Origin of the sequence: Mesorhizobium humile, from assembly GCF_033977215.1 — a bacterium.
Taxonomy (GTDB): Bacteria; Pseudomonadota; Alphaproteobacteria; order Rhizobiales; family Rhizobiaceae; genus Mesorhizobium; species Mesorhizobium humile.
Map to the genome: position 1 here is coordinate 80,768 of NZ_JAVIIV010000014.1, position 22,714 is coordinate 103,481.

General features: G+C 58.8%; 13 protein-coding genes and 1 pseudogene. 8 read left to right on the forward strand and 6 right to left on the reverse strand.

Annotated elements, in window-relative coordinates; genetic code table 11:
* Nucleotides 1–177 precede the first annotated feature (177 nt).
* A complete protein-coding gene (locus RFM52_RS20765) occupies nucleotides 178–1,215 on the forward strand; it encodes an MBL fold metallo-hydrolase (protein WP_320297866.1) in 1,038 nt (345 codons plus the stop codon).
* Nucleotides 1,216–1,254: 39 nt separating this feature from the next.
* On the opposite strand, the gene groL is transcribed toward RFM52_RS20765, so the two are convergent.
* Both groL and groES read right to left on the reverse strand, forming a co-directional pair.
* Complete coding sequence (gene groL, locus RFM52_RS20770; RefSeq protein ID WP_320297867.1) at nucleotides 1,255–2,886, reverse strand: chaperonin GroEL; 1,632 nt, start codon at nucleotides 2,884–2,886, stop codon at nucleotides 1,255–1,257.
* A 57-nt stretch (nucleotides 2,887–2,943) separates the two neighbouring features.
* Nucleotides 2,944–3,258 carry a co-chaperone GroES gene (gene groES / locus RFM52_RS20775; protein ID WP_320297868.1) on the reverse strand — a complete coding sequence of 105 codons (315 nt, stop codon included), beginning with the start codon at nucleotides 3,256–3,258 and terminating at the stop codon, nucleotides 2,944–2,946.
* Between the two features lie 1,651 nt (nucleotides 3,259–4,909).
* Between groES and RFM52_RS20780 the strand changes: the two genes are divergently transcribed.
* Nucleotides 4,910–5,866, forward strand: coding sequence for an omptin family outer membrane protease (locus tag RFM52_RS20780; RefSeq protein ID WP_320217219.1), 957 nt, complete (start codon nucleotides 4,910–4,912; stop codon nucleotides 5,864–5,866).
* 1,071 nt (nucleotides 5,867–6,937) lie between these two features.
* Nucleotides 6,938–8,092 (forward strand): porin, encoded by a 1,155-nt coding sequence (locus RFM52_RS20785; RefSeq protein WP_320297869.1) that lies wholly within the window; start codon nucleotides 6,938–6,940, stop codon nucleotides 8,090–8,092.
* Nucleotides 8,093–8,913: 821 nt separating this feature from the next.
* On the opposite strand, the pseudogene RFM52_RS20790 reads toward RFM52_RS20785, so the two are convergent.
* Nucleotides 8,914–10,073: pseudogene (locus tag RFM52_RS20790) on the reverse strand (IS110 family RNA-guided transposase).
* A gap of 977 nt (nucleotides 10,074–11,050) precedes the next feature.
* Here RFM52_RS20790 and RFM52_RS20800 point away from each other — a divergent pair.
* The 5 genes from RFM52_RS20800 (at nucleotide 11,051) to RFM52_RS20820 (ending at nucleotide 18,371) form a co-directional block, all read left to right on the forward strand.
* The gene (locus tag RFM52_RS20800) at nucleotides 11,051–11,407 is read left to right on the forward strand and encodes a hypothetical protein (RefSeq protein WP_320297872.1); all 357 of its coding nucleotides are present in this window, start codon (nucleotides 11,051–11,053) and stop codon (nucleotides 11,405–11,407) included.
* Between the two features lie 1,014 nt (nucleotides 11,408–12,421).
* Nucleotides 12,422–13,759 (forward strand): serine hydroxymethyltransferase, encoded by a 1,338-nt coding sequence (locus tag RFM52_RS20805; protein WP_320297925.1) that lies wholly within the window; start codon nucleotides 12,422–12,424, stop codon nucleotides 13,757–13,759.
* Between the two features lie 55 nt (nucleotides 13,760–13,814).
* Nucleotides 13,815–15,011 (forward strand): methionine adenosyltransferase, encoded by a 1,197-nt coding sequence (gene metK / locus RFM52_RS20810; protein WP_320297873.1) that lies wholly within the window; start codon nucleotides 13,815–13,817, stop codon nucleotides 15,009–15,011.
* A 746-nt stretch (nucleotides 15,012–15,757) separates the two neighbouring features.
* A complete protein-coding gene (locus RFM52_RS20815; protein ID WP_320297874.1) occupies nucleotides 15,758–16,615 on the forward strand; it encodes a sterol desaturase family protein in 858 nt (285 codons plus the stop codon).
* A gap of 745 nt (nucleotides 16,616–17,360) precedes the next feature.
* Nucleotides 17,361–18,371, forward strand: a complete 1,011-nt coding sequence (locus tag RFM52_RS20820) for an adenosine kinase (protein ID WP_320297875.1) — start codon at nucleotides 17,361–17,363, stop codon at nucleotides 18,369–18,371.
* Nucleotides 18,372–18,866: 495 nt separating this feature from the next.
* Here RFM52_RS20820 and RFM52_RS20825 read toward each other — a convergent pair whose 3' ends face one another.
* The 3 genes from RFM52_RS20825 to RFM52_RS20835 form a co-directional block, all read right to left on the reverse strand.
* Nucleotides 18,867–19,055 (reverse strand): hypothetical protein, encoded by a 189-nt coding sequence (locus tag RFM52_RS20825; protein ID WP_320297876.1) that lies wholly within the window; start codon nucleotides 19,053–19,055, stop codon nucleotides 18,867–18,869.
* A 99-nt stretch (nucleotides 19,056–19,154) separates the two neighbouring features.
* A complete protein-coding gene (gene glmS, locus RFM52_RS20830; RefSeq protein ID WP_320297877.1) occupies nucleotides 19,155–20,978 on the reverse strand; it encodes a glutamine--fructose-6-phosphate transaminase (isomerizing) in 1,824 nt (607 codons plus the stop codon).
* 423 nt (nucleotides 20,979–21,401) lie between these two features.
* Nucleotides 21,402–22,127 carry an autoinducer binding domain-containing protein gene (locus RFM52_RS20835; protein ID WP_320297878.1) on the reverse strand — a complete coding sequence of 242 codons (726 nt, stop codon included), beginning with the start codon at nucleotides 22,125–22,127 and terminating at the stop codon, nucleotides 21,402–21,404.
* Between the last annotated feature and the right edge of the window lie 587 nt (nucleotides 22,128–22,714).

Sequence of the window (22,714 nt, forward strand, 5' to 3'; positions counted from 1 at the left end):
CGATGCGCTGTTTGCCATCCCCGTCCACGAGGTAGTGTCTTGATCCGCCGTGCGGAGGCTGTGACGAACCTCGAGGCCATCCTCGGCGAGCGCTGAGGGTGCGGCGCCTCGGGGTAGCGGTAGAGCCGCATGACAAGCTGCGAAAAAAGATCGCGACCAGATGATATGGAGCAAATCATGATCTTCCGTCAGCTGTTCGATTCCGTTTCGAGCACCTATTCCTATTTGCTTGCCAGTCGCCAAGGCGGCGAGGCACTGATCATCGATCCGGTTCTGGACAAGGTCGACCGCTATCTCCGGCTCGTGCGTGAGCTCGACCTGAGGCTGGTCAAGGCGGTGGACACGCATCTCCATGCCGACCACGTCACCGGCCTTGGCGCGCTGCGCGACAAGACGCAATGCATCACGGTGATGGGCGAGCAGACCAAGGCCGACGTCGTGTCGATGCGGCTTGCCGACGGCGACAGGCTGACGATCGAGGGGCTGGCGCTCGACGTCGTCTACACGCCCGGCCATACCGACGATTCCTACAGCTTCGTCCTGCCCGACCGGGTGTTCACCGGCGACACACTGCTGATCCGCGGCACCGGCCGCACCGACTTCCCGAATGGCGATGCGCGACATCAGTACGAGTCGATCTTCGGCCGCCTGCTCAGGCTGCCGGATTCCACGCTGGTCTACCCGGCGCATGACTACATTGGCGACACTGTCTCCACTATCGGAGAGGAAAAGGCCTTCAACCCGCGCCTGCAGGTGAAGTCGGTCGAGGAGTATGTCGAGATCATGAACAATCTGAAGCTCGCCAATCCGAAAATGATGGATGTCGCCGTGCCCGCCAATATGAAGGTCGGGCTGCAGCAGGACGAGATCGCGCGGCGCGGCTGGGCGGCCAATACCAACGAAGCGTTGGCGCTGGCCAGCAGGCCGGATGTCGCGCTGATCGACCTGCGCGAGCGTTGCGAGCGCGAACGCCAGGGCATTATTCCGGGGGCGCTGCATGTGCCTTACCCGAGGCTGCAAGAAAACATCGCTCCCGGCGGCGTGTTGCACGAGCTCGTCCGTTCGACCGGCAAGCGGCTTGTGCTTTACTGCGCCTTCGGCGAGCGTTCGGCCATGGCGGTGCAGGCCGCCCAGGATGAGGGCCTCACATCAGCCTGCCACATCGAGGGCGGAATCGACGCCTGGAAGAGGGCGAATGGACCATTGGTAAGGTAGCTCCGCCCTCTCCCACGACAAGAAAGAAAGCGGGGCTCGTCAGAAATCCATGCCGCCGCCGCCCGGCATCGCCGGGGCGGGAATTTCCTTCTTCGGCTTCTCGGCCACCATCGCCTCGGTGGTGACGAGCAGGCCGGCTACGGATGCGGCGTCCTGCAGCGCCGTGCGCACGACCTTGGCGGGGTCGATCACGCCTTGGCCGAAGAGATCGCCATACTCGCCGGTCTGGGCGTTCCAGCCAAAGCCGAACTCAGGTTTCTCGCGAACCCTGCCCACGATAATGGAGCCTTCCGCCCCGCTGTTTTCGGCGATCTGGCGAGCGGGAGCCTCGATGGCGCGCCGCACAATCTCGACACCGGTCCTCTGGTCGGGGTTGTCGAGAACGACATGGTCGAGCGCCCTTGCTGCCCTGAGTAGTGCAACGCCGCCACCCGGCAAGACACCTTCCTCGACCGCCGCGCGAGTGGCGTGCAGCGCGTCGTCGACGCGGTCCTTACGCTCCTTGACCTCCACTTCGGTCGAGCCTCCGACGCGGATCACCGCGACACCGCCGGCGAGTTTGGCCAGGCGCTCCTGCAGCTTCTCGCGGTCATAGTCGGAAGTGGTCTCCTCGATCTGGGCCCTGATTTGAGCAACGCGGCCGTTGATTTCGTCCTTATGGCCGGCACCGTCGACAATGGTGGTGTTTTCCTTCTCTATCTCCACCTTGCGAGCGCGGCCGAGCATTTCCAGCGTCACATTCTCGAGCTTGACGCCGAGATCCTCGCTGATCGCCGTGCCGCCGGTCAGGACGGCGATGTCCTCCAGCATCGCCTTGCGGCGGTCGCCGAAGCCGGGGGCCTTGACGGCGGCCACCTTCAGTCCGCCGCGCAGCTTGTTGACCACCAGCGTCGCGAGCGCCTCGCCCTCGACGTCTTCGGCGATGATCAGCAGGGCCTTGCCCGACTGAACCACGGCCTCCAGCACCGGGAGCAAGGCTTGCAGATTGCCGAGCTTCTTCTCGTGGATCAGCACATAGGGCTCTTCGAGCTCGACGCGCATCCTGTCCTGGTTGGTGATGAAGTAGGGCGACAGATACCCGCGGTCGAACTGCATGCCTTCGACGATTTCGAGCTCAGTCTCGGCAGTCTTGGCTTCCTCGACGGTGATAACGCCTTCGTTGCCGACCTTTTCCATGGCTTCAGCCAGGAAGCGGCCGATCTCGGCATCGCCATTGGCCGAAATCGTGCCGACCTGTGCGATCTCGTCGTTCTTCGTCACCTTGCGCGCATTGGCCTTCAGATTGGCGACGATCGTTTCCACCGCCTTGTCGATGCCGCGCTTCAGATCCATCGGGTTCATGCCGGCCGCGACTGCCTTGGCGCCCTCGGTCACGATCGACTGCGCCAGCACCGTGGCGGTGGTGGTGCCGTCGCCGGCGATATCGCTGGTCTTGGACGCGACCTCGCGCACCATCTGCGCGCCCATGTTTTCGAATTTGTCCTCGAGCTCGATCTCCTTGGCGACGGTGACGCCGTCCTTGGTGATACGCGGAGCGCCGAACGACTTGTCGATGACGACGTTGCGGCCCTTCGGACCGAGGGTGACCTTCACCGCATTGGCGAGAATGTCAACGCCGCGCAGCATGCGCTCGCGGGCATCAGAATGAAATTTCACTTCCTTGGCAGCCATTCGTTCACTCCTGTGAATAGGCAGTTCTTGTTGAGTGTTTGTGTCACGCGGTTTCGGTCACGCGGCTTGCCTGGCCGAGGCCGAAACCTCGATCACACCCAGGATGTCGCTTTCCTTCATGATGAGCAGGTCCTCGCCGTTGAGTTTGATTTCGGTGCCGGACCACTTGCCGAACAGGATGCGGTCGTCGACCTTCACGTCGAGGGGGATGAGCTTGCCGCTCTCGTCGCGAGCCCCCGCGCCGACGGCGATCACTTCGCCTTCCTGCGGCTTTTCCTTGGCCGTGTCGGGGATGATGATGCCGCCGGCCGTCTTTTCCTCGGCCTCGGTGCGCCGAACGAGTACGCGATCATGCAATGGACGGAACTTCATATCGTTCTCCTTTAGGACAGACAGATTGCGAGAGCCTCCCCCGATCCGGGCCCTCAGGGCCAGAATGGGGTTCGCGCGACTTTTGCGGCATCGCGCGCGCATGCCGAACTGGTTTTTGCTCCTTTCACGTTTCAAGTGGTGGACTGACTTAGGAGAATTTCCGAACGCCATGGCCCCTGTGATTTCCCAAAGGGACGCTTGTGATTTCCCAATGGGACGCTTGTGATTTCCCAATGGGACGCTTGTGATTTCCCAATGGGACGCTTGAGCTTTGTCGCGAAGCGCGAGACCAGGGTTCGGACCGGCACCATGCTAAGCACTGCGCAAAAGGGTGTTTGGCGCGTTGCGTCTGGCATAGTTGTCAGATGCACGTCACTTCAGGCAGGCTGGAGAACTTGCGGCAAGTAATTGACGAAGACGCATCCGCTTTCCCATTTAACAGAGGGGAGTGCCTTCTGGCGGCTGCACGGATACGTCTTGGCATCCCTGCGAGCATCAATACTTAGCATATCGTTGGTTTCTTTTACGTCCAATGCGAACGCCAACGTCGATGCCATAAGCAAAGCTGCTGTCGCTATGATGCTTGTCATTTGTCTTGCTCCATTCCTAGAGGCGAATGTTCATTTTCGTGCCTTTCGAATAAATCGAATCGAGCACGCATTATATTTTTTATAATGTCTTCATATTTTGTATAACGTCTTCACATGTTAACAGGCAGAGAGCAAACGTCATGCCAGATGCAGCGATGGCTTAAATTTCAATTAGTTACCAATTCTTCGCGCCTTGTGGGTAAAGCGGCGTCGCTATTTTGTCGAATTCCTTGCAGGAATTTGAAGGAAACCAGTCGATAGTTCTTTCACAAATTAGCGGTCGGGACGCCTGGGCGAGATGCCTCGTTGCACGTTCGCGAGCCGGAAGTCACGGTTGGCGACGCGAGAGTGGCAACAGCCATGCGCAAGCATGGCATCCGACGTGGTCTGATGCGGATCAAGACCAAGCCAACGGGCGATTCCGCCGCGCGCAAATAATCGGAACCAGAACCTGCCCCGGCCGACACCCCAGCGGTTTGATCTAGACAAATGAGCCGGGGCCGCTGGCCGCGCCCAGCGGGCGTTTTCACAATGGGGACGCCCGGACTTACGCGAGGGGCTTCCGCGCCGTGGCCCGACCTCGGGAAGTCTGCCTGCGAGGCATTCGCGAATCGGTCGAACTGGCGGACTTTGAAGGTCACGAGCTCCTCAGAATTTTGAAGAGCTTTCATGCCGCAACCCTCTCACGGACAATTTGCGACAGGATGCCTTGGCGTTGTGCGAGGCGCGACAAATATCGGCCATGCCGCGATCGATCGGCATGCCTCTAATGAGTTCTTTCTTTGGCACGCATGTTGCTTGGAGTGTCGCTAAACGCATCTCGCGCAGAGTGTTGCAACGTTCGCACCATGCTGTCTGCCGGGATCAGGCCGTACCGTAGGACCTCCCGATGCAGAAGAAGCAAGCGGCCGCACTGCAAGCAATAGCCGGGCCAAGGGCTGTACAGGCGCTTTGCCACGATGATCCTCTTGCCTGGAGACCAACTCTGCAGTCGGTCCAACCCGCCAATTTCTGGATGTCCGCGACGGAACCCGAAAATCAACACAAAGGAGAATTTGGTGATGCGGCGAGTGGTTTTGACATGTGTCGTGCTTTGCGGTCTGTCGGCGGGTGCGGCCGCTGCCGACGGCCCGGTGTTCGCCGACCCGGCGGTGCGAGCCGACGCAGTGGCCCCGGTCTTTTCCTTCGAGGGCGGGCTACGCTACTGGTACAGTAGCGGCGAAGCATCGAAGGAACTTTACAACGCCGACGTCGCGGGGATGGTCTCGCGGCTCACATACAACGATCTCGGTGCCCTATCGGGCGAAGTCTTCCTCAACGCGACCCACAATCCGACTGGCATCTTCGTCAAGGGCTTCCTCAGTGCGGGCGGGATCCCCAAGGGTTCTCTTACCGACGAGGATTTCGTTAACCCCTCTTTGTCCATGAAATCCTATTCGAGCACGTTGTCCGATCAGCACAGCGGTCGCATCACGTATTTCACCGCCGACCTCGGATATAATTTCTGGGACACGCCGCGCTACCGCTTGGGTGCTTATGTCGGATACAATTTCTGGAACGAAAGCTACCACGCCATCCATTGCGCGCAGCAGGCGGCCAATCCGGGGATTTGCGTGCCAGCCATTACGAACAATATGGGCGTCATCAGCCAGGATAATGATTGGCATTCGCTGCGACTCGGCCTTGCCGGACAGACGCAACTCACCGAACGACTCAGCCTTTCGGGTGACGTCGCGGTGCTGTTCACGCAGCTTGACGGCAAGGATCAGCACCATCTGCGCCCAGAGATCAATCCGCAACCCGAAGATGGGAACGGGAATGGCGTCCAAATCGAGGCGATGTTGAACTACAAAGTCACGGATTTGTTCAACATCGGCGTCGGCGGCCGCTACTGGCGCGCGGCAGCTGCTGGCGCCGCTCATTTCGAGGAGACGCCGGGCGGTGGTAGCCCGCAGATCCTGCATTGGGAGATTGAACGCTACGGCGTGTTCGGGCAGGCGAGCATCAAGTTCAACTGAGAAAGCACCGCCAGCGCCAAGTTGCCGTTGGACAATCGCAGGCCTGAGACAAGCTGCATGATCGGACTCGGCCACTACCACAACATGGCTGAGTCTCGCGAGCGGGTACGGCAGCCGTGAGGCTCGTGTGCAACGCACACGCCCTTTAAACCCCAATCACCGTAGCCGGACGAAGGATTATATCACCTAAGCAGCACGCCATGCTCTGCGAAGTCAAAGGTGGTCGACACGTTGGCGGCGCCCGGTTTCGGGCGTTCGCGGTCGTGCTGGTTGCCCTCGCACTTACGCCTCGTTAGGGGGAGCTCGGTCGAGAAAAGCATCGAATGCGACACCAACCGCGCGAATCGCGAAACGATGCTGCCGCCGTATGCGAACAAGACCGTTTTCGAAGTCCACTATCGCGTCCTTGGCCAAAATCGCCAAGCGTTCAGTTGAATCGAGAAAACGGAAATGACGCTTACGGCCTGGGCCATGCTGCAAGGATCACATGCCCAGTCTCGCTCATGACCATTATGTCAGCGTCGTGCGGCACCGCCTGACGTACCGAGCGGTGCCGCCGCATGATGTCTCAATATCGCGGCTCACAACAAACAAAAGATGTCGCCTTTGAACGAAACCTGTCGCGTATCGAACACACGAACCATGTCCAAAACCTGGCGTTTCGGGCGCGGCTTAATCTCAAGGCAAAATGAGAAGGGAGCGCGAACCAAGGTCCGCCGGCAAACTTCAGTGTCAAGCGACAGCTGCGTCGCCAGGTTGGCACGTCACTTGCGCATGCAACTGTGGAAGTCGTTGTGAGGATCTGCCCACAACTGGCGGACATCACTTTGGCGGTTGGCTCAAAAAGGGGGAATTCACAGTGCTGTATTGCAGCAATTCACATATTTATAAATGCCCCTATTGTTTGTAATATGATTTAGCTTCATCGCCTTTGTTCTTGAACCGTTGTCATGACGGGTTCTTCGCGCTGCGAAAGGCGCAGCGCATTGCGCCACATTTTAGATCGCGGGGATAAGCGAAGGGTCCGCTCTTCGACGTCCTTCCTCTTTTATATGTTTGAACGGAGATCAAATGAACTTCACGAGTCTTCTTCTCGGCTCAGTTGCGACCCTGATTGCCGTTTCCGATGCCCGCGCCGTCGACGCCGAGCCAGACGCGGGCGAATACGTCAAGATCTGCGACGTCTATGGTGCAGGCTTCTTCTATATCCCAGGCACCGAAACCTGCCTGCGCATCGGCGGCTATGTCCGCTATGACATCGCCTTGGGTGACGTCGGCTCGTTGGATGGGGCAAAGGCAACCGACCACGAGGGCGGCAGCACCAATGCAACCTGGAAGAAGAATGCCCGCTTCACAGTGAAGACCTGGACGAACCGGGAAACCGAGTTGGGCACGTTGAAGACCTACACCGAAACCCGCATGAACTTTGGTAACCGCAACGATTATTCGGATCCGGGCAGTCCTCAAAACTATGCCTCCAATAGAGACCTCAGCCTGACTTTCGCCTGGATCCAGCTTGGCAACCTTCGAATTGGCAAGGACTGGTCGGCCTTCGACATGTTTATTGGCTATCCCGGCAACGTGCTCAATCCGATGCTCGTTCCCTACGGTGATTTCGAAACCAACGTCATCCAGTACTACTTTGACGCCGGTGATGGCTTTTCGGCCGTGGTCTCGCTTGAAGAAGGCGAAGGCGTGGCCGGCACCGTCGATAGCTACGTTCCGCACGTGGTCGGCGGCCTGAAATACACACAACAGTGGGGCGCGATCACCGGTGTTGCTGCTTATGATAGCAACTACGGATCGGTGGCCGGCAAAGTCCGCGTCGAGGTCAATGTCACTAACGAGCTGTCGCTATTCGGAATGTTAGGCTACGGCTCCAATGGCAAGCTCAACGATGATTCCACTAACGCAATCGCCGCGCACGGCCGCGGCTTCTACAAAACTTGGGGCGGCAACTGGGCTTTCTGGGCTGGCGCCACTTACCAGTTCAACGAGACAACTGTGTTCAACCTTCAGGTCTCGGGTGATCAGCTTAAGAACTATGGTGTCGCCATGAACGTCGCCTATATGCTCATTCCAGATTTCACGGTAACAGCCGAAGTTGACTATGACCACTGCGGCGACTTCGGCGTCGGCATGGTGAACCCTTCCAACGTGAACTGGACTAACGCCGACAAAAACGACAGCGTCGGCGGCATCCTGCGTTTCCAACGCTCGTTCTAACGGATGAAGAGTTGCATCCAGGTAATTGAGCGGGGATCAATCCCGCAACGCCCTAAAGAGAGCATCGCATGGAAGCGAGGCGAGATTGGAAGCCTCGATCACAGGCCGGATGACGTTCGAGATCCGGACATGGGCGAATGTGCAGGCGACATTCATGCTCTTGCGCTCATAGCCGCGGCACGCATGAGCCTGTTTCGGTCCTGCAAGGAGGTCCAGGGTTCGCCGTCGGCTCAGATACAACGTCGTTGCACGCGGCCGAGCAGCGGCTTCATCACCGATCCGCCGCCTGGCGGCGTTCGACCGTGGGGAATCCCGAACCATCCAGCATTACTTGTATGGGGCTATGATTTGTCAAGCTTGATCCTGGTTCGTTTTCCTCATCTCCTTCTCGGCCCGATTGGCGACCATCTCCTCGTCCCGGGCCTTTGGGCCTTCTGACTGACCGCCGCGCGCAGTGACGGTCAAGGATGGCTGCAGGCCATCGCGAAGCGACTTGTCTTTGACGGTCACGAGCACGGCGGACAGGCTGCCTAGCCACGGGGTGGGGCCTTCCTGCGGGACCCATTGATGGATTCCGAGGCGAGCTCGCCATGAGCAGGCGCGGAGGTCGCGCGGCAGACTTGTATGCGGTGGATCCCGATGATCCGACCATGATGCAGCATGCGCATCGGGGGCGAAGCTCCGGGCGGCGGGCCCATTCTGAAACGCGGCTCAAAGACCATGTAATTCCTCGGGTTGCCGCCACCTCGGATCGTCATCAGCAGACCCTGCTAAAGGCCCGCCAATTGGGGTATGCGTTGTTCTCCTTTTTCCACGTGCCCTCATGATGCCAAACGCAAGACGACGCCGTTCGGCACCTCGCTGGTGGTGACGAGACGCCACAGGGCGATCAAAAGCTTGCGGGCGAGTGCCACGATCATCGTCTTACGTGTGGTTTTGCGGCCGTCGCTCGTGCGCGCCTGGAACCATTGGGCGAGGTTGCTGTCCTTCTGGAAGCTCAGAAACCGCCACGCCGGTTGGATCATGCCGCGCCGCACGCGGGCGTTGCCGGCACGTGCCAGCCCCCTCTCACGGCGGCGCTGGCCGCTCTCGTCCGGCGACCCGGTGAGCCCGGCATAGCGCGCTACGGCGCGGCGGTCGCGCAAGCCGCGTGACAGGATCTTGTGGACCAACATGTCCGTCGTCTCGACGCCGATGCCGATGATGCGTGCGATAAGGCGAACCATCGCGTGCGGGTCGTTTTCCGCCGCCGGGCCGGTGGCGAGCTTGCGCTCCCGTTCCTGTTCGATGGCGCGGATCTGCTGGCGCACCAGGCTGAGCCGCTCGAGGAAACGGTGGAGCTCGGCGCGGGTGTTATGCGGCAGCGCCGTCCCCTCAGCTGTACGGATGGCCTCGAGCCTGTCCGCAGCCTGGCGCAGGCTCAACCGCAAGTGGCGGATGCCGAAGCGGGCGAGGATCGCCTTGATGCGGTTGACGAGCCGCGTCTGCTCGCCGACCAGGCGCTCGCGCTCGCGGCTCGGTCGCCGCGAGTCCTCCTCTTCCATGGTCGGGATCGCCGCCATGGTGCAATGGCGCTTTTCGCCGCGCAGCCAGCCAAGAAAGGCACGCATCAATAGCTCAGTGTCGAGGCGATCGGTCTTGGCGCGGCGGTGCTCGCACGACACTGCAACGCTGGCGGGGTGGACTCGATGGCTTGTCCCCGCAGCCAGCGCGCCAACCAGAAGCCGTCGCCAGCCGCCTCATAGGCGACGGCGATGCGCTTGATCGGGTGCCCGGCCTGGCCGGCTTCGTCGCGCCAGCGCTGCAGCAGTTTCAACAGAGCTGGCGCATCGGCATCGAGCTTCTTGAGCGGCTGGCGCTTGAAGCCCGGAACCAGCGCGGCGACCAGCCACTTCGCCTTGCTCATTTCGATGACGGCGACGATCGTGTTATCTTGTTCAAGAGCGGTAAGGGACCGGCTCGCGTCAAAAGATTGCGACATGGGGACGCTCCTTCTGCTGGATGATCTTGGAGCGCCGAAGGATGCCACACCCTCGCCGCTCGCCCCATATCATCTGAAACCGAGTTGCCCTGAGCGACTACCCAGACAAAGCACCGCCCTCGTGCCCAGTTCCTTGACGCGATGGCGGTTCCTGCCGCGGTCCGGCAATAGTCGCGAGGTGACCGTGGGTCACGGTGACGATTTCGCGATCGCGCAAATCGCGGCGCCAGAACAGGCTAGATGTTGCTCATTGCGGTCGTTTCGCTCCGACAGAGACGTTCGGCACGCTGCCAGCCCTGCGTTGAGACGGCCAGTCGTCGCCCAAGAAGGCGGAAATCTTGAGTGAGACATCTCAGCAACATTCTGGAATCCGTTTTCGGCAACGTCTAGCCTGCAGCATCAATTTTCAGGGAGCAGGTTCATTTTCCATAGACCCTGACCGGTTTGGACAAGAATTCGAGAGAAGAGCCCAATTTTCATGCCGGCGGCCCGAGAGTGGTGTTTCCCGGCCGCCTCCTGGACCAGATAGACGAGTACCGGCGCGTGCTCGAGAGCTATTCCCGGCGCCTTCCGCCATTGGTCCACTAGGAAGCGACGCCGCAATTCAACGTCCGGGTGCTGAATGACACCTGGGATTTCTACCGATATTTCGACGCACCCCGCAGGCCGAAGTCCTCTATTCCTACGTTCACCTCTATTCCTGCGTTCCTCAATGCCGCTGACACGGTCAGACGGAACTTCATGTCGTTCCCCTCAGCACCGCGCGCCAACAGCGGCCCGCTCGGAACTGCCGCCCTTCGTCAGCATCGCGCGTCCATGCCGACTTAGTTTTGCTCATTTCCCGTTTTACAATGTCGACTCATTGATCAATCCCGATGCCGCGACCAGCCCGAAGTCGGCAAGCTCCAGCCTTCGAAGGAACCTAGGGATCAGTTCACATCTGTGCGACTAATGCGCAGACCTGCAGAGAGAGGAAATTGGACGAGCATAACCCCAAGGAAGAACCGATCGAGACCGTCTTCCGCAACGGCACGATCACCGTCGTCGGCATATTGCTGGCGTTTTCGCTGGGTTTCGTCACACATTGGGCGGCGAACCCAGTGCCTTGGCGATTTTACGACCTGTTCGCAGTGGTCCCAATCCTGGTCGGCATAGCCTCGCAGATGCGGGCGCTATCGCTGTTGCTCGACATGAGTTCGCTGCGACGCCAGGTCTACGAACGCGCCAACCGCATTTTCATGGCCGGCCTCATCCTGACCGCCTGCGGCGTCGGGTCGGCAATTCTGCTTGACGTCTTCGAAGTGGCGTCGACGGTCACGCTGCCTGGAGCGTAACCAAGGGCACCACCATCAAGCGCTTTCACGCCCTGTGAGTTCATCTCAGCGCTGTTGCGACTGCTGGCCTCGAACTTGTCGAGCACGTCTTCAAAGTCCAAATGCCGCAGGTCCCGTACCCCGATCGGTGCGCTTCGTCGCAAGGATGTTTTTGGCATTCTTCCATCTCTACCATGTTGCCCCATTGGTTTGAAACTATGCGGCTCGGCCCATCATGCCCGGCATCTCGGCGAGCAGACATTGCAACAGTTTCTTCAAAGAAATTCATAGACTCTTAGCGACCCGACATTGCTGAGAATGGTAGGCTTATCTCAATGTATCAGGTCAGCCAGAGGACTCAAAACCGCGGTCCTTCCTATTCTGCGATCGCCGAACCGCACGAAATCTATAACTAAAGGCAAATAGCAAGAAGAGCTCCCGTCATGGTTGCTTGAACTCAATCACTGTCGGTTCGAAACAATTACGTGCGTGGAAATAGGTACGTATCTACGCGACCGTTCAGAGCGTCTGGTTGGTGATATAGCGACGAGATAATTTTGGTTCGAAAGCTGCAACATCTGCGGAGAACGCCAAATGACAAATTCAGTGCAAAGAGTGTCCCTTCTTTCCATGTGGTTTGATGCTGAACAATGATGACACTGGTCAGTCGCCTACGGGCGGCAGCGCATTTTGATCGCCTTCGAATCCTGGGCCTGTGCGCGCATGCGGATCTAACAGTCTGCGAGCTGGCAGACATTTTGGATCTGCGTCGCGATCGCGTTGTGCGACACGTCCGACTACTCGCCAGAGCCGACCTTCTTTGCTGCAACGAACAACGCCCGTGGCGCTCCTATCATCTTAAACCAGGAGACAAGGACGGCGGTCTGGTCCAATTGCTAGTCGATCTCCTGCCCCACTGCGATGGCCATCATGAACGAGACTTACGACGACTCGAAGCGATACGAAACGAGCAGCCGAAGGGGACAGCCTGCTTGATCGTGAAATAGATCGAGCCAATTGGAGCGCGAGCCTATGATGGACAACTCCGCTGAACGCGCCATGGCGCAGCCCGACGCTTGCGGGCGCTCTTCCTTAGCCTCCGTTGATAGCTGCGTTCACGAACTGCTTCTGAGACAAGAGCGACAGGAGCGCACGACGCTCAAACTAATCGCTTCTGAAAACTTTGCCTCCTCGGCAGTGCTCGAAGCGACTGGGTCGATTTTCACAAACAAGTACGCCGAGGGGTACCCTGGTGCGCGCTACTATGCGGGAAACGAGATCGTCGATGAACTTGAGAACCTCGCCATCGCGCGCTTAAAGAAACTATTTGGAAGCGAACACGCCAACGTCCAGCCCTATTCCGGCTCGCCGGCCAATCAGGCTGTCTATCGCGCGCTTTTGAAGCCCTGCGACAAAGTCATGGGCTTGCCCATTCCGGAAGGGGGTCATCTGACCCATGGTTGGGCTATCAACTTTTCCGGAACCGACTACCGACGGGTCCCCTATGGCCTACACGAAAAGACCCTGCAAATTGACTATGACCTCCTGCGCGAGACAGCTAAGCGGGAACGGGCGCGGCTCATATGGATCGGCGGAACTGCTTATCCGCGTGTCTTTGACTATGCGGTAATGGCAGAAATTGCTCGGGAGGCGAACGCCTATCTCGTGGCCGACATTGCGCACATCAGCGGCCTGATTGCGGCAGGAGCGCATCCGAATCCCGTGCGCCATTGCGACGTCGTCAGCAGCACCTCTCATAAGTCGATCCGCGGCCCCCGCGGTGGATTCATTTTGTCGAGGAATGAGGACCGTTATCAGGCGCTCTATCATCCGAAGAGCAAATACAATCTCGCCAGGCGGATTGATCGCGCGGTCTTCCCTCACCTGCAAGGCGGGCCACATATGAATGTTATCGCTGCGCTAGCAGTCGCCTTACAGGAAGCGGCGACCCCGGCATTTCGTATCTACGGCCAACAGACCGTCAAGAATGCCAAGGCTCTGGCCCAGGCGCTGCTTGAGCGAGGTTATGACCTGGTTACCGGGGGGACCGACAACCACATGCTCATCCTTGACCTGCGCGATCGACCACTGTCGGGCAAGGCCTATGCCGAGCGATTATCAAAGGCGGGCATCATTACGAACTTTAATATGGTGCCGGGCGATCCGCGCGATCCGGCGGTTACAAGCGGAATTCGCTTGGGGTCGCCAGCGGTCACGTCGATGGGCATGCGCGAGGGGGAAATGGTGCAAATCGCTGCCTTTGTTGATCTGGTCTGTCGCCAGCCCAACGATCCGGATGTTCATGCCTGCGTGCGAAAAGACGTTGCCGAGTTCTGCGCTGCGTTCGAGGTCCCGGGCATCACCGACAGGTAAAGCGGGCTAAGCAAAATGCCCCATGCAAACTCCAACACCCGAAGCGAGGCATTTGATGGCTAGGCAGTTCGTTTTCTCTTCCGAATCGGTTGGCGCGGGACACCCGGATAAGCTCGCCGACAACATCTCGGACGCAATCCTCGACGCAGTCTTGCGCTTCGATCCGAAAGCGCGCGTCGCTTGTGAAGCCCTGGTGAAGACATGTGAAGCCTTGGTGAAGACAGGAACCGTCGTTCTGGCTGGCGAGATTACCAGCGATGTGACGGTCGACTACGGCCAAGTGGCCCGCGATACGATTGTTGATATTGGATACGACGATGAGGCGGTTGGCTTTGACGGCCGGCGTTGCTCCGTCATTCATGCCCTCACCGAGCAGTCACCCGACATTAGCCAAGGGGTTGACGAAGGCCGGGGACAAGATCTCGAACAAGGAGCGGGAGATCAGGGCCTCATGTTCGGCTATGCATGCCGCGAGACCGATACTTTGATGCCTTTGCCGATCCAACTCGCCCACGGCTTGACGAAAAGACAGGCAGATGTCCGCAAGGCAGGTCATCTTAGCTGGTTGCGCCCTGACGTGAAATCCCAAGTCTCCGTGCGTTATGAGGGCTTACGTCCCGTCGCCCTGGATACCATCGTCGTGTCGACGCAACACAATGAGCAGGTCTCGCAAGAGACAGTTCGCGAGGGGGTCATTGAGGAAATAATAAAGCCGGTCCTGCCGGCCGACCTGGAAACGAAAGACATCAGAATTCTGGTCAACCCAACAGGGCGGTTCGTAGTCGGCGGGCCCCGCGGCGACTGCGGCCTCACCGGACGCAAGATCATCGTCGATTCCTATGGTGGAATGGGGCGTCATGGCGGTGGCGCCTTTTCGGGCAAGGACCCATCCAAGGTTGACCGCTCGGCTGCCTATGCCGCCCGATATGTTGCGAAGAATGTGGTGGCTAGCGGACTCGCGGACGTCTGCGAGGTGCAGCTTGCTTACGCGATCGGCGTGGCGAGTCCGGTTTCTGTTATGGTCAATACTTTCGGGACAGCAAGGGTCGAGGAAAGAAGGATCGAGCAGCTCATTCCTGAGTTGTTCGATCTCAAACCGAAGGGCATTATCAAAATGCTTGATCTGTTACGCCCGATTTACCGCAAGACTGCGACCTATGGCCATTTCGGTCGCGAAGAGCCCGAGTTCACCTGGGAGAGGACTGACAGAGCCGACGATTTGCGGCGCGAGGCAGGGCTCGCCGCACCTTGAAACCCGGCGCCAAAAGAACGCGCAATACCCCTTCTATGACCAGACTTCGGCCGGTCGGCATGGAAGAAAGCCGGGGGTCCGTTAGCAAACCAAGAAAGCCGTTGATGGTGAAATGTGACCTGCTTTAAATCGGCGATGCCATTGTCGAAATCATCGCGCACGACGCGGACTTCTCCGAAAAGCCTGCATTACATTAGCAAGTCGCGATGACCCCTCTCGTCGACCCCCTGCGCGCCGAGCTGCTGATTTGTGAGCGTCACGATGTAGCCCGCATCTGACCTGCCTCTGTCAACCAACTAGCCAGCCGGTGCGGTGCTCGTGACGCTTACGCTGATTTTTGCAACGCTCTTTGGCCGTGGCTAGTTGCCGCCGCAACACTGACGCATAGTCTGTCGCCTCGGGCAAGCCAACTCGCCCAAGGGGCTTTCCAGACCATTTAGGACACGGATACCTCTCATCCAAACAATCGATTTTACCAATCAAAGAGAACCCCGCATAGTCCGCTCCCGCGATGCCCCGCGTACCAACAGAATAATCACCGCTGAATGCGCACGAAAAGCAAATTGCATGACCGCCAGGTGCAATTGGTACTTTCTGCGCGGATACAAATTCGGGTGCCGACCTCGAATTTATCGGGCCGCGCCGGAGATCGACTAACCATTGGATTCGCCCTGATGACGAAAATGACTGCCTCGATGTTCCGACCTGAAGCTGGCGCAGCTTGAACGATTCGCCGGAGCAAACAAATGCAAATTCTCGATTTTAATCATATATCGCAGATCTTCGTGAACTCGCTCGAGCTGGTGGTGGTCTTCGCCACCATTTGCGCCGCGCTGGAGTTCACCGTTCCGGCCTATCGATACAGTCTTGCCTCATACGCTCGCGGCGTGCGGAATTGGCTTATTCGGCTCGGATTGGGCGCCTTTATTTGGCACTTCTTCGCTGTTGGTCTGGCCTGGCTAGGAGTAAAGCCGCTGGTAACGATCAATTTCGCAACGTTGCTCCACTCTGACAACGCAATCGTCGGCAGTGGATTGGCGGTCCTTTCCGGGGTGTTAGTCGCGATTGCTGGGGATTTCTTTTACTATTGGATGCACCGCGCTCAGCATGCTGTTCCATTCCTCTGGCGGCTTCACGCCACGCACCACTCGATCCGCGAATTGACGGCATGGAATTGCAATCATCACATCTCCGAACCACTCGTTTACGCAGCGCTGGTAGCACTGCCACTAGCTCTGATTAACTTTGAATCTGGCGTGGTGCCCATCGTTGCCATGACGCTGATTACGTTCCAGGCCCATCTTTCGCACTCAAGTACCCGCATCAATCTTGGGCCGCTTCGCTACATCATTGGCGACAATAAGTTCCACCGCATTCACCACTCGATGGAACCGGGTCACCGGCACCGAAACTATGGGTTCTTTACAACCATCTGGGACACGATTTTTCTAACGGCATACTGGCCAAAAAAGAATGAGTGGCCGGAGGTTGGCATGCGAAACCAGCCCGAGCCGCTGACCGTGCGGGATTACATTATGTTCCCATTCGATCGACGTCGCTGGCGTAAACCCAAAGTCGGAAAAGCTGTGGAGGCCAGGGATTAGACGAGTGGAGGCTTACGCCCCAACCCGACTGTCGAGGCCAGAAAGCCATCGATGAATGCATATCTGGAACATCCCACAGACACCCGACAAGCCTCCGCCTAACAAGGGCTGTTGCGCCTGAGCGGCAGCAGAGTAGGGAATTTTCCTATCGCGCTGCCGCGTTGGCGAGATTGACCGGAAATGGTCACGCCAGTCGGGTGACTTTGCCGGCGCTGCACCGTCAAGCCAGCAATCCGCCTCGGGCCTCCGCGCGCTCTGTCTAGCGGGGCAAGGCGGGCACCTGTTATCTGCTTCACGACACCGTTATTCAACTGAGACCAGCCAGACGGCGGAGTGCAAACCGGTCAAATAGCCGTTTTGCACCGCCCCGTCGCGCGGCACCATCAGCCCGCTACCACCTCGGATCGTCTCCGGCATAGCGTTGCGTTTCGGTTGAGCGTTGTAACAGGTCCTTCCAGAAAATTCACAGAGGCTTTGCAACACCAAATCGCTGAAAATGGTAGGAATCCCAAAGGCTATTTGAGCTCAGCGAGGTCAAGCCGGGTGCATTTATTTCCGGTCACAAAGCCGCCGACCTATGAGCACTTCGGGTGCGAAGAGCCTGAGTCTGGAGAGGCTGGCACTTACGGCGCGGTCGCAGCGCCGCGAGACTCGTGCCGAATAGATTGGCATGCGGAAAGCCCATCCCAAATGATCGCGCCCGGCCGGCGTGGCAGAAAGCCGGCAATCGCTGGCGGAGATTTTGATGCCGGAATATAACGTGCTTTGCATCGGCAATGCCATTGTCGACATCATCGCGCAATGCGACGAGGCTTTCCTCGAGACCAACGGCATCATCAAGGGCGCGATGAACCTCGTCGACGCCAAGCGCGCCGAACTGCTTTACAGCCGAATGGGACCCGCGATCGAGGCTTCCGGCGGCAGCGCCGGCAACACCGCCGCCGGCGTCGCCAGCCTCGGCGGACGGGCCGCCTTCTTCGGCAAGGTGTCGAGGGACGCGCTGGGCGAAATCTACATGCATGACATCAGGGCACAGGGCGTGGCCTTCGATACCGGGCCGCTCGAAGGCGAGCCGCCGACGGCGCGTTCGATGATCTTCGTCACGCCCGACGGCGAGCGTTCGATGAACACCTATCTCGGCGCCTGCGTCGAGCTTGGCCCAGAGGATGCCGAGGCCGACAAGGCGGCCGGCGCCAAGGTGACCTATTTCGAGGGTTATCTGTGGGATCCGCCGCGCGCCAAGGAAGCCATCCGCCAGACCGCGAAGCTGGCGCATGCGGCGGGCCGCGAAGTGTCGATGACACTGTCGGATTCCTTTTGCGTCGACCGCTATCGCGACGAGTTCCTCGAGCTGATGCGTTCGGGCACCGTCGACATCGTCTTTGCCAACAGCCACGAGATCAAGTCGCTCTACCAGACCGCTTCCTTCGAGGAGGCCCTCGACGCAATCCGCAGAGATTGCAAGATCGCCGCCGTCACCCGTTCCGAAAAAGGCTCAGTCATCGTGCGCGGCGACGAGACCGTTACCATCCAGGCGACAAAGATCAAGGAACTGGTCGACACGACCGGTGCCGGCGACCTTTATGCCGCCGGCTTCCTTTACGGCTACACGACCGGACGCAGCCTCAAGGAATGCGGCGATCTCGGCTCGCTGGCGGCCGGCTTGGTGATCCAGCAGATCGGCCCGCGTCCGCGCCAGAATCTGCGCCGCGAGGCCGAACAGGCAGGGCTGCTGCAGGGGCGTGCCAAGGACTAGCTTCCTTCCTCCTAGTGAAAGCTGTTTAGGAAAGCGCGACGTCCACATTCGCGTACTCCAGCAAGAGACTAGCCTCGCAGTTCTGCTGGCGCGCCACCGGGCCCTTGCGCCCCAATCGGTCCGACCAAAAACCTGGGCTCATAGCCCTGCGCAGCCGGGCCGAACCGCGATTTGGCCCGGCAGAGGTCAAAAAAGAAGGACCGTGTCGACGCCCTGAACGCGACCCGCGCGGCCGTAGAAGGAGGCATTGTCGCGGGGGGTGGCTCTTCTGGGCGCTGCGCTGGCCATTACCTTCACCGGGGCCAATGCCGACCTCGCGGTATCGCCATCGTTCTGCTTTGGGCGCCAGACAACCGGCGTTCCACGCTGCGCGTCAGCAGGTCATGCTGGTTCGGGTCGACTAGACGCGTCGACCCGCGACCCGGTGTGTGCTGGGCTCTTTCATTTCGCACCGGAGCTCAATGGCGCTGGTCGCGAAGCCTGAAATGGGAGTGATTAGACCCACCGGTGGTGATGATTTTGCCGCTTGAGCAGGATGCTACGGCCGGCATTCCCTCTCGACATCAATCTTCCTGACAACAATCGTTTGGCGCCATTGCCGCTCGCGGCGATCTCCAGGCGCGCGGGCATCAAATACAGCGGCAATCCGACTTCACGGATGTTTTCGGTGATTGCTAACACCATTTTTGTTTTCGGTCTCATGCGCACTGGGCGTCGGCATATCCATCGGCCGCGAACCCAATGCGTTTCCGATGGACCGCCCCAGCTATGAGCGCGTCACAATCATTCGACGGTGACTGATTTTGCGAGGTTGCGCGGCTGGTCGACATCTGTGCCCATGAAGACCGCTGTGTGATAGGCAAGAAGCTGTATGGGCAGCGAGAAGATCATCGGCGCGATAATCTCGTCTACAGCTGGCAGCACGATCGTGTCCATCGTGTCGAGCTTCGATGCGGTTGCTCCTTTTTCATCGGTGATGAGGATGATGCGCCCTCCACGGGCGGCCACTTCCTCCATATTGGAGACTGTCTTGTTGAAAAAGCGATCAAATGGCGCGATGACGATAACCGGCATGTTCTTGTCTATCAATGCGATCGGACCGTGCTTCAATTCACCCGCCGCATAGCCCTCGGCGTGGATGTAGGAAATCTCCTTGAGCTTCAACGCACCTTCCATCGCGAGTGGGAAACTGGTACCACGGCCAAGATACAGGACGTCATGATACTTGGATAATTTGCGAGCAAGAAGCTCTATCTTAGGTTGGATGCTGTTCAGGACCTGGCCCATAATGCGCGGCATTTCGGCAAGGCTTAGGACCAGCGCCTGCACCTCATTTTCGGTTACCGTTGCGCGGGTCCGGGCGGCGCTGATGGCAAGTGCGGCAAGAACGGCAAGCTGGCAGGTGAAGGCCTTAGTGGAGGCGACGCCGATCTCCGGGCCGGCAAGGATCGGGAAGACCGCGTCGGCCTCCCGAGCGATACTCGATTCGGCGGCATTGACGATCGCGCCAATTTTCAGTCCAAGCTTCTTGCAGTATCTCAGCGAGGCAAGCGTATCGGCGGTCTCGCCAGATTGCGAAATGAGAAGAGCAGCAGACTGGGGCGACAACGGGATATCGCGGTAGCGAAATTCGGACGCAACGTCGATTTCGACTGGCAGGCGAGCATAGCGCTCGAACCAGTATTTTCCGATCAGTCCGGCGAGGTAGGCGGTGCCGCAGGCAGAGATCGCCAGGCTCGGAATGCTGGCAAAATCGAAGCTAGGAACCGGATCGGCGCGATTCTCTATCAAGCTGACATAATGGGCGAGCACATGGCCGATGGCCTCGGGCTGCTCGTAGATTTCCTTCTCCATGAAGTGGCGATGTTTGCCCTTGTTGGCCAGATAAGCTGCGGCCATGGAGGTCTGACGCGGACGCTCTACGGGGTAGCCGTCGATATCGAAGATATCGGCACCCCCCTTGCCGATTACGGCCCAATCGCCGTCTATGAGATAGGTGACTACATTCGTGAAGGGGGCAAGCGCGATCGCGTCGGATGCCAGAAACATCTCGCCGTCGCCGTGGCCGATTGCCAGCGGTGGTCCATTGCGCGCCGCCATGATGCTCGACGGATCATCCTCGAACAGGATCGCGAGCGCATAGGCGCCCTTGACGCGTTTCAGCATGGCATGCATCGCCTCACCTCGCCCCATCCCCTCCTGGCGGTGTCGCGCCAGGAGATGCGCGACGACCTCGGTGTCGGTGTCGGTCTGGAACTCGGCTCCTGCCGCCGCCAATTCCTCCTTCAGTTCGGCAAAATTCTCGATGATGCCGTTATGAACGACGGCCACACCGCCGGTAAAGTGCGGGTGCGCATTGCGTTCCGTCGGCGCTCCGTGGGTTGCCCAGCGCGTGTGGGCGATGCCGATGGAGCCGTTTAGCGGCTCTGCCTTCAGTCTCGTCTCGAGATTGACGAGTTTGCCCTCAGCGCGCCTGCGCTGCAAGGCGCCCCCGATGATCGTCGCAACGCCGGCGGAATCATAGCCGCGATATTCCAGACGCTTCAAGGCGTCGACCAACCGCTCCGACACGGGCTGTTGCCCAACGATACCAACAATCCCGCACATGCCGTCTCCGAATTTTTCCGGCAGCCTCAGTCGACGCACCAATCACGACGAGGGATACCCAACGCGCTGTAATTCAGGATCCTCTAATGGGATCTGGTTACGTCGGTAAAATTGATTGTTTGAATAGTAATCATCCAGCCGATAAATGGACCAAAGATGCACGCGCCTGTGCCATGACGGTGGTGGCGGAGACAAGGGTTTGCATCCGGCCCGATAGCGACCTTGCCGCGGTTATCCTCGGCACCACCTATGCCAACATCACAGGCCAAGGACACTAAAGGGGCACGTTTCTGAAGCCCTCGCGCCCCAATACGCTCAATCGTTATGGTCTCCTCACACGTATGAGCCTGCCATTGGAGGTGAACCTTCATGCCGCAACTGCCTGTGCATTTGCACAGGTAGATCAAAGAGGGATTCTGTTCCTCAGAGGATTGATGATCGTGAGGAGGCCAGGAGCGTCACCGCCTGAGTTTTGGTACGCACGCCGAGCTTCTTCTTGGCATTGTCCAGATGGAAAGCGGCCGTACGCTCCTTGATCCCCAAGATGCAGCCGATCTCCCAGGCGGACTTGCCCCTTGCCGTCCATTGCAGGCATTCGTACTCACGGGGCGTCAGCGAAACACCATCCACCGCCAGACCACCTGAAAGCTTGCGGCGAACAGAGATGTGAAAGCACATCGCCATAATCTCGAGCGCCTGTTCATATTGCTCGGCGGTGCGCAGGAAGGTCGGATCGAGCCTGTCTGCCGCGAAGGTCATGGCAGCGACACCGCCGCGAGAATCGACAAGTGGAATCGTCAGTCCGCAGCAGATGCCGAATTCGGCAGCCTCATCGAAAAGCTGTTGCTGTCGCGTTGAAATGCCGGCATGGCCGAATCCCGGTCCCCACTGAAAGGGACATTCGCTGCATCTTGCCCATTCTATGACCGGGTCAATCGTTTCATATTGGCGGCGCAAGTAGTGCGACGTCCAGCCGGAATGATAGTTTGATATCAGCCTGGGTTTTGTGACGCGATGAGACACCAGAGACAGATAGGCGAATGCGGGAATTTCGAAGGCGCCGGCGGCGCTGGCCAGTGCGTTATGGAAGTCGACTTCATCAACGCTCAAAGACAACTGATCCAGCAAAGTTTCGAAGACGAGCTGCATTTTCTCCTGCGGCTGTTTCAATTAAACCTGGGACTTAGAGTAGCAGCTACGGCGAGAAGACTTGCCCCCGAGATCCGACGCTGGAGAAAATTCACCGCAGTGACTACTCTCCGGACCTTCGATCATATGAAAGGAGGTGTCTGCGACCTCGAGGCCGGCTGCCGTAAGCCCCGGTCCGAAGCTGCCATTGTGGGCGTTTGCCATGGTGAATGGAAATATCGAAGCTCGATGTGCCATCCGGATATGCAGATGACCTCCTTCTCGAACTGTCGATTGCCGGACGCGCTACAATCACGCAAATATCAAAAAAGGCGCCCTGCCGGCGGGGAGGTACACCGGCAGGGCGCGCCGCACAAACGCCCCGGTCGTTGGGCAACAGGACAGCGGCGGCAGAACTGATTTGGTTACCGCTTGCGATCGAAGTCTGAAGCATGCTTAGAATCTGACGGCTTCAAGTTTAGCGGTTTCGGTCGGCTCGGCGGTAAAACGCGCTGTCAACCCGTCTTCACCAATGGGACATCAATGCGCGACCAGTTCTAATGCCAAGCTGACGTCAAATGTCTGGTCCGTGGGAAAATTCTCCCAGG

Coding starts and splice junctions, on each gene's coding strand:
- RFM52_RS20765 (WP_320297866.1), top strand. CDS start 178: ATGATCTTCCGTCAGCTGTTCGATTCCGTTTCGAGCACCTATTCCTAT.
- groL (WP_320297867.1), bottom strand. CDS start 2,886: ATGGCTGCCAAGGAAGTGAAATTTCATTCTGATGCCCGCGAGCGCATG.
- groES (WP_320297868.1), bottom strand. CDS start 3,258: ATGAAGTTCCGTCCATTGCATGATCGCGTACTCGTTCGGCGCACCGAG.
- RFM52_RS20780 (WP_320217219.1), top strand. CDS start 4,910: ATGCGGCGAGTGGTTTTGACATGTGTCGTGCTTTGCGGTCTGTCGGCG.
- RFM52_RS20785 (WP_320297869.1), top strand. CDS start 6,938: ATGAACTTCACGAGTCTTCTTCTCGGCTCAGTTGCGACCCTGATTGCC.
- RFM52_RS20805 (WP_320297925.1), top strand. CDS start 12,422: ATGGACAACTCCGCTGAACGCGCCATGGCGCAGCCCGACGCTTGCGGG.
- metK (WP_320297873.1), top strand. CDS start 13,815: ATGGCTAGGCAGTTCGTTTTCTCTTCCGAATCGGTTGGCGCGGGACAC.
- RFM52_RS20815 (WP_320297874.1), top strand. CDS start 15,758: ATGCAAATTCTCGATTTTAATCATATATCGCAGATCTTCGTGAACTCG.
- RFM52_RS20820 (WP_320297875.1), top strand. CDS start 17,361: ATGCCGGAATATAACGTGCTTTGCATCGGCAATGCCATTGTCGACATC.
- RFM52_RS20825 (WP_320297876.1), bottom strand. CDS start 19,055: ATGGTGTTAGCAATCACCGAAAACATCCGTGAAGTCGGATTGCCGCTG.
- glmS (WP_320297877.1), bottom strand. CDS start 20,978: ATGTGCGGGATTGTTGGTATCGTTGGGCAACAGCCCGTGTCGGAGCGG.
- RFM52_RS20835 (WP_320297878.1), bottom strand. CDS start 22,127: ATGCAGCTCGTCTTCGAAACTTTGCTGGATCAGTTGTCTTTGAGCGTT.